This window comes from Paenibacillus taichungensis (assembly GCF_003287275.1).
In the GTDB taxonomy this organism is placed as follows: Bacteria; Bacillota; Bacilli; order Paenibacillales; family Paenibacillaceae; genus Paenibacillus; species Paenibacillus taichungensis_A.
Genome location: NZ_QEVW01000018.1, coordinates 87333 through 93368 on the forward strand (window position 1 = coordinate 87333; position 6036 = coordinate 93368).

Below are 6036 nucleotides of genomic sequence, written 5' to 3' on the forward strand. Positions count from 1 at the left end.
GTTTAGCGTTACCCGGACCTTTTGTTGCAGCTTCTTTTTTCATCCTTTAGCTCAGACATTTCCGTGGTCTGTGGCTTATCAGATAAAGAACACGGCATAAAGCTTCGTCTGTCATTTGAGCGAAATCCGTGCCTTTAGGAAATAATTCTCTCAAAAGACCATCGGCATTCTCATTTGAGCCTGTTGCCAGGAGGAATAGTGCTTGGGTATCATTCGTCCTAAATCGAGGAAGTATAAATATATTACTCTCTTTTTTCATTATCTAATCGCCGACGAAATACCAAAGCCGAAACAGCAAAAATAATAAAAGATAGTATTGAAGCAGCAGTAACCATCTTCAACACATTTCCTATTGGGGAGTTAAACAACAGAGCAATTGAGATGATGAACTGCATATGCACCAATACATGCAGCACATACCGGAGCAGTCACTGGTGTCGGTACTGCACACGAACCACCGCACGGAACCGCAATAATATAAGCCGCCGTACACCCATGCCAAGCCCTGCTCCAAGACAACCTGCCACTGCGCCTACACTCTGCGGTTGAATTTCAGAGTTAACTGGCTCTTCTGCAAGCATTTCTTCATCTGTGATATAAGGTCTGTCAGTGTCCACGGATTTAACAACTATGATATCGTGTTCCTTGTCTTTGCTTAAGAAGAAGATATCTCGTATATGGGATTTTTTCATGAAATTCACTTTAATGAAGATCCGTTTGAGTATGAGAAACGAAATATTTAGTCTTTTTCTACAGTTTTATCCTTCCGACCTATAACCTAGATCTGAATACCACCGAACGGTTAGGGAATATTGTTTACGTTTATTAATTGGATCCTAGGAGCTGTCACACCGTGAAAAGCTCCTTCTTATTTTTCGCAAGTATTGTCATTAAGCTTAACCGTATCATAAGTAGGGCGAAAATTCTTGCGGCATACTACTTTAGTAGGACTACAATTTCCTATAGTTGGCTTTAAAATGTTTTGGTGGAGTCGAAGATAATCCACATAATGGTCCATAAAAGAAAGCTGTGGGATATTCAATAACGCTTTATTTACTTTTAAAATGAAAAGGAGATATATGAAAAGATGCGTAAGTTTATATTAATAATAACCATAATTCCACTTTTTATTTGCCTATTACTATTTAATGTGAATATGGTATTTGCAAGTAGTGTAGAGGATGATTTTGAATATGGTGATAACGACATAGGCGTGGTAACAGATTATTACTACCCAGGTGGAGTAACTATTTATGGAGATTCAAATTCTAATAGAAAAGATTTGGTTATTCCAGCTACGCTAGGTGGAAAGCCTGTCACTACAATGTGGTTGTATTCATTTCAAAATAAACAACTAACCTCTGTTGATATGTCAAGTAATATTAAATTAATAGCTTATGCAGCATTTCAGAATAATAAGCTGTCATCGGTAACTCTTTCCAATCAGCTTGAATGGATTGGATATTATGCTTTCTCTAATAATAATCTGTCAAGTATAACGATACCGAGCAGTGTGAAGGAAATAGGGGAAGATGCATTTAGCGGTAACAACTTAAAAACGATAACGATTTTTGGTTCTGATACAGTACTATTGCAAAATTCTATACCTAACGGTACTAAGATATTGGGCGTTATTCCATCAAAGACTAAGGATTACGCTGATAGTAATGGGTTAGCATTCGAAGAGATAGCGAACCAAATTACATATGATGGGAATAGGCAAACGAGTGGCGGAGTCTCAGAGGATTACACAGGAAAGACGACTAATACATTTATTGTAAAAGACCAAGGATCATTGGAGAAAATAGGCTTTACGTTTAGGGGATGGAATACGGAGCAGGATGGTAGCGGTACGGATTATAGTGTTGGTGGAGTAAAAACAATCTCCGGGGATTTAGTTCTCTATGCCAATTGGCAGGTAGTGAAGCATGAAGTGACGTTTAACACGAATGGTGGAAGTACGCTCTCATCAGAGATGGTCAACTACAACACAAAGGTATCAGAACCGTCAGCCCCAACCAAACAGGGTTATACATTTGATGGTTGGTATAAAGAAGCTGCGCTGACGAATCGGTGGGATTTCACGAATGAGGTAGTAAATGAGTCAACAACATTATATGCAAAGTGGAAAGCCGAGCAGTATGCAGTGACATTTAACACGAATGGAGGAAGTACGCTCTCATCAGAGATGGTCGACTACAACACAAAGGCAACAGAACCGTCAGCCCCAACCAAACAGGGTTATACATTCGATGGTTGGTATAAAGAAGCTGCGCTGACGAATCGGTGGGATTTCACGAATGAGGTAGTAAATGAGTCAACAACATTGTATGCAAAGTGGAAAGCCAAGCAGTATGCAGTGACATTTAACACGAATGGAGGAAGTACGCTCTCATCAGAGATGGTCGACTACAACACAAAGGCAACAGAACCGTCAGCCCCAACCAAACAGGGTTATACATTCGATAATTGGTATAAAGAAGCTGCGCTGACGAATCGGTGGGATTTCACGAATAATTTGATAACGGAGAACACGACACTTTATGCGAAGTGGGTTGTAAAAAGTAGTAGTGGAGGAGGCTTACCCCAAAATTCACTCGTGTATTTTGAGTCGAATGGTGGGGACCTTTTAGGTAATCTATCAGTTGCATATAATACAAAGTTGGCAGGGTTACCGATTCCTGTGAAGAATGGCTTTACATTTGGCGGGTGGTATAAAGAGGATGCTTTGATCAATCTGTGGGATATAGCAACGGACCGTGTGACAAAAGATACGAAACTGTATGCGAAATGGATTGCAAACACAACTCCAGAGCAGCCGATTATGACCTTTAATGATACTATCGATCATTGGGCAAATGAAATGATAGGGAAACTAGCTGGTCAAGGGATTATTACAGGGTATCCAGACGGTTCCTTTCGTCCGAATGAATTCATTCAACGCCAGCAAGTGGCACTGTTATTCTATCGTGCTTTTGAGTTCGAGCCAACGCGACAGGCCGCTACTTTTTTTGATGTAGATCCAAATAATTCGTACTATGAAGCCATTTTGACATTACAACAAGCAGGTATTGTCGATGGTTCTAGTGGAAAGTTTCATCCAATTTCTATTTTGACTCGAGCACAAATGGCTAAAATTGTGACGCTAGCTCTAAAGCTAGAGCAAGATGGAGTTAGTACTTTCCAGGATGTGCCTACATCACATTGGAGTTATGCTTATATCGCTGCTTTAGCGGAAAATGAAATTGTGCTAGGCGATAATGGGAAATTTAGGCCGGATGAACCAGTAACACGAGCAGAGATTGTCGCAATGTTGTACAGAGCGTTGAATTTAAAATAGGATAATGTTTCCAATCTGCTCTATAGGTGTTACGGCGAAGCGTATTGTAGCGGGACAAGAACATTATTCCATTCAGGTAACTATTATGTGGCTTTTTCTGTTTTAAGGAACCAAGTTCTTGTTCCAAGCTAAGGACAAGAACTTGATTTCTTTGCCGAAAAAGACAAAAACATTGTGTCATTTCGGATTAGAATGCTATCTAATATTATCATGACAGAACTGTTGTGGTGAGATGAAAATCACAAAATGCGCTTAATTAACGACCTTTGTATTGTAAAAAGGTTTCTAAGAACTGAAGCAATTTTTGCCCCAAATCTGGGATACAGATCGAAATGATTTCCTACCTTCCTCGCTATATATTATCCTTCATGTTAGATGTAAAGCATGGACTCTCCATTCCCAGTGATAGATGGGTAAAGGTGCGTACCTGCTCTTGTTAAAGTTTACTTGGATTCAATTCGACCGATTGGATTTGTATCTTCTGACAAAGACTTTTGAACTGCCAACCAGCTGTCATGTTCAATATCGAGAGCATGACAAAGATAAGCCCATGAGACCAGCTGAATTAAGGCTACATGTTCTGGATTTTCATCTGTTGTTTCCGTAACCTCATAACCTGGAATTCCGCCAAGTGAGTGCTCTGCACCGAATAGGGTGAGCAGGCTCTCGGCACCCGGGCTTAAGAAGTAGGGGTCAGACATCCATTCCGGACCGCGGATGGTCAACTGATACTTTTGCGGAGTGTAGTCCTGGTCCCCGACGATCACAAGCGTGGGTGTTGTCATGTGCGTGAAGCTCACGTTCAAGTGCGGCATATTCTCGGCCGCGAATGGTGTCAGGTTGTCGCCACCTTGCCCAGCGGTGGCGAACAGCACGCCCGCTTTGATGCGCGAGTCGGACAGGTCCACGTCTTTCTTAGTTTCCGGGTCGAAGACTCGCAATCCCAAGAGGTTGCCCGCCGTTTGGCCGCCGAAGGAATGTCCGGCTGCTGCTATTCGGCTTCGGTCAGTGCGTCCGCTAAGGCCTGGTACGGCAGATTCAATAAGGTCTAAATTATCGAGGATTCGCTTCATGTCCTCGACTCGGTAACGCCAAATCCGTGGTTTACGGGGATCGTCATGAGTAAGGCCAACAGTTCTGGAATCGAGGAACGTAGGTTGAATGACCACGAAACCGTGAGCAGCCCAGAAGTCGGTCAAAGGGCTATAGCCGTCAAGCGAAGATCCATTACCGTGTGCGAAAAGAATAATTGGCAAATTATCGCCAGTTGTTGGGGCGGATATTTTCACTAACAAATCTTCACCACGACCTGGTGCTTTTAATGCTATCGACTTCACAGAGACGATGGTAGAGGGAACGCTCATATTGATTTTCATATTAAATATTCCTTCCTTTCTCTTTAAACAATTAGTATTTATGAATTCGACTTTGTTCTGCTACAACAGATCATAAGTGGAACGTTGTTCCTATTATATTCGGAACGATGTTCCATTTGCAATATATTTTATTGAAATTCCCTGGAAGACTTGTTGGACAATGAGCTTATAATACCTGAGATATGTAATGTGAGTGGATTCTACAGGCCTTTTTCAATGTCCAATTTGATATGGAATACTCTTTAGTTTGAAGCTATGATTATGTCTTGTTAATATTAAGAATAGAACAGTAGCAAAATTTCATTGACATAATGTAGAATTAACTTATGGGGGATATAACTTATATGAACGACAAAACGGAAGATCACAGTGAAGGATTGGAGCCTCGTCAGCAGAGAGTTAGAAGCGTACGTGCCGATGCACAACGCAACATTAATGCCTTGCTTCAATCAGCAATGACAGTGTTCGCAACTTCGGGGGTAGATGCTCCAGTTCGTGAGATTGCGGATATGGCTGGCGTAGGGGTAGGCACTGTTTACCGTCATTTTCCACAACGGTCAGACTTAATTGAAGCTGTTTTTCGTCAGGAAATCGATGCTTGTGCAGATGCTGCAGTAGACTTAGCTGATAAATATAAACCTGTTGAGGCATTGGAGCGATGGATGTTGCGTTACTTGGAGTTCATAGCAACTAAACGCGGACTCGCTGCAGCTCTACATTCTAATGATCCGGCATACGAATCCTTACCAATTTGCTTTGTAGAGGAATTAAGTCCGGTTCTGAAGACTTTGATTGAAAAAGCAACAGCTGCAGAAGAAGTACGTACCAAGATTACACCAGATGAATTGTTGTGGGCCGTAGCAAGCCTATGTACGGCAGTAGACAACGGTGATATAGAACATGCAAAAAATATCGTTTCTCTTCTAGTAGATGGTTTGCGTTACCGCGCGAACCGTTAACATCTGACAGAATCCTTTCTTTTTTTGTGATGAAGTGATCAGAAGCGCACTAGTAAACACCTTTGGTTGGAATGTTTACTAGTGCGCTTTTTGAAGGGGATATCGAGAGTTTCGGTTTGTAGGAAAATAAAAATTACGCATGGTACCCGCTCCATTACTTAAGAAGGAGAAGTTCAATCGTTTTATGATGCAACTCATGTGGCGTGATAAGAGAAGATTAATATAAGACTCCCCTTTAAATAGCGATTTTTGTATCAGGAGTCAGAGTAACTTGAAAAGTGGTTTCGGGTAAAAGAAATGTTAGTGTTTCCTTGATAGTCTATCCATGAGACAATACCATAAGCAACCCAACCCCAATTAA

Annotated in this window: 4 protein-coding genes and 1 pseudogene; 2 read left to right on the top strand and 3 right to left on the bottom strand. The window is 41.4% G+C overall.

Annotation, left to right across the window (positions count from 1 at the left end; all coding sequences use genetic code 11):
* Window positions 1-46: 46 nt before the first annotated feature.
* Together DC345_RS32265 and DC345_RS25310 are read right to left on the bottom strand one after the other, a co-directional pair.
* Window positions 47-198: pseudogene (locus DC345_RS32265) on the bottom strand (IS30 family transposase); the annotation flags it as partial.
* 230 nt (window positions 199-428) lie between these two features.
* Window positions 429-617 (bottom strand): hypothetical protein, encoded by a 189-nt coding sequence (locus tag DC345_RS25310; protein WP_146752161.1) that lies wholly within the window; start codon window positions 615-617, stop codon window positions 429-431.
* Window positions 618-1087: 470 nt separating this feature from the next.
* On the opposite strand from DC345_RS25310, the gene DC345_RS25315 reads away from it, so the two are divergent.
* Window positions 1088-3340 (top strand): InlB B-repeat-containing protein, encoded by a 2253-nt coding sequence (locus tag DC345_RS25315; RefSeq protein WP_113055558.1) that lies wholly within the window; start codon window positions 1088-1090, stop codon window positions 3338-3340.
* Between the two features lie 443 nt (window positions 3341-3783).
* Here DC345_RS25315 and DC345_RS25320 read toward each other — a convergent pair whose 3' ends face one another.
* On the bottom strand, window positions 3784-4716 hold the full coding sequence (locus DC345_RS25320; RefSeq protein WP_113055559.1) for an alpha/beta hydrolase family protein: 933 nt from the start codon (window positions 4714-4716) through the stop codon (window positions 3784-3786).
* A 344-nt stretch (window positions 4717-5060) separates the two neighbouring features.
* On the opposite strand from DC345_RS25320, the gene DC345_RS25325 reads away from it, so the two are divergent.
* Window positions 5061-5675 carry a TetR/AcrR family transcriptional regulator gene (locus tag DC345_RS25325; protein ID WP_113055560.1) on the top strand — a complete coding sequence of 205 codons (615 nt, stop codon included), beginning with the start codon at window positions 5061-5063 and terminating at the stop codon, window positions 5673-5675.
* Window positions 5676-6036: the final 361 nt, after the last annotated feature.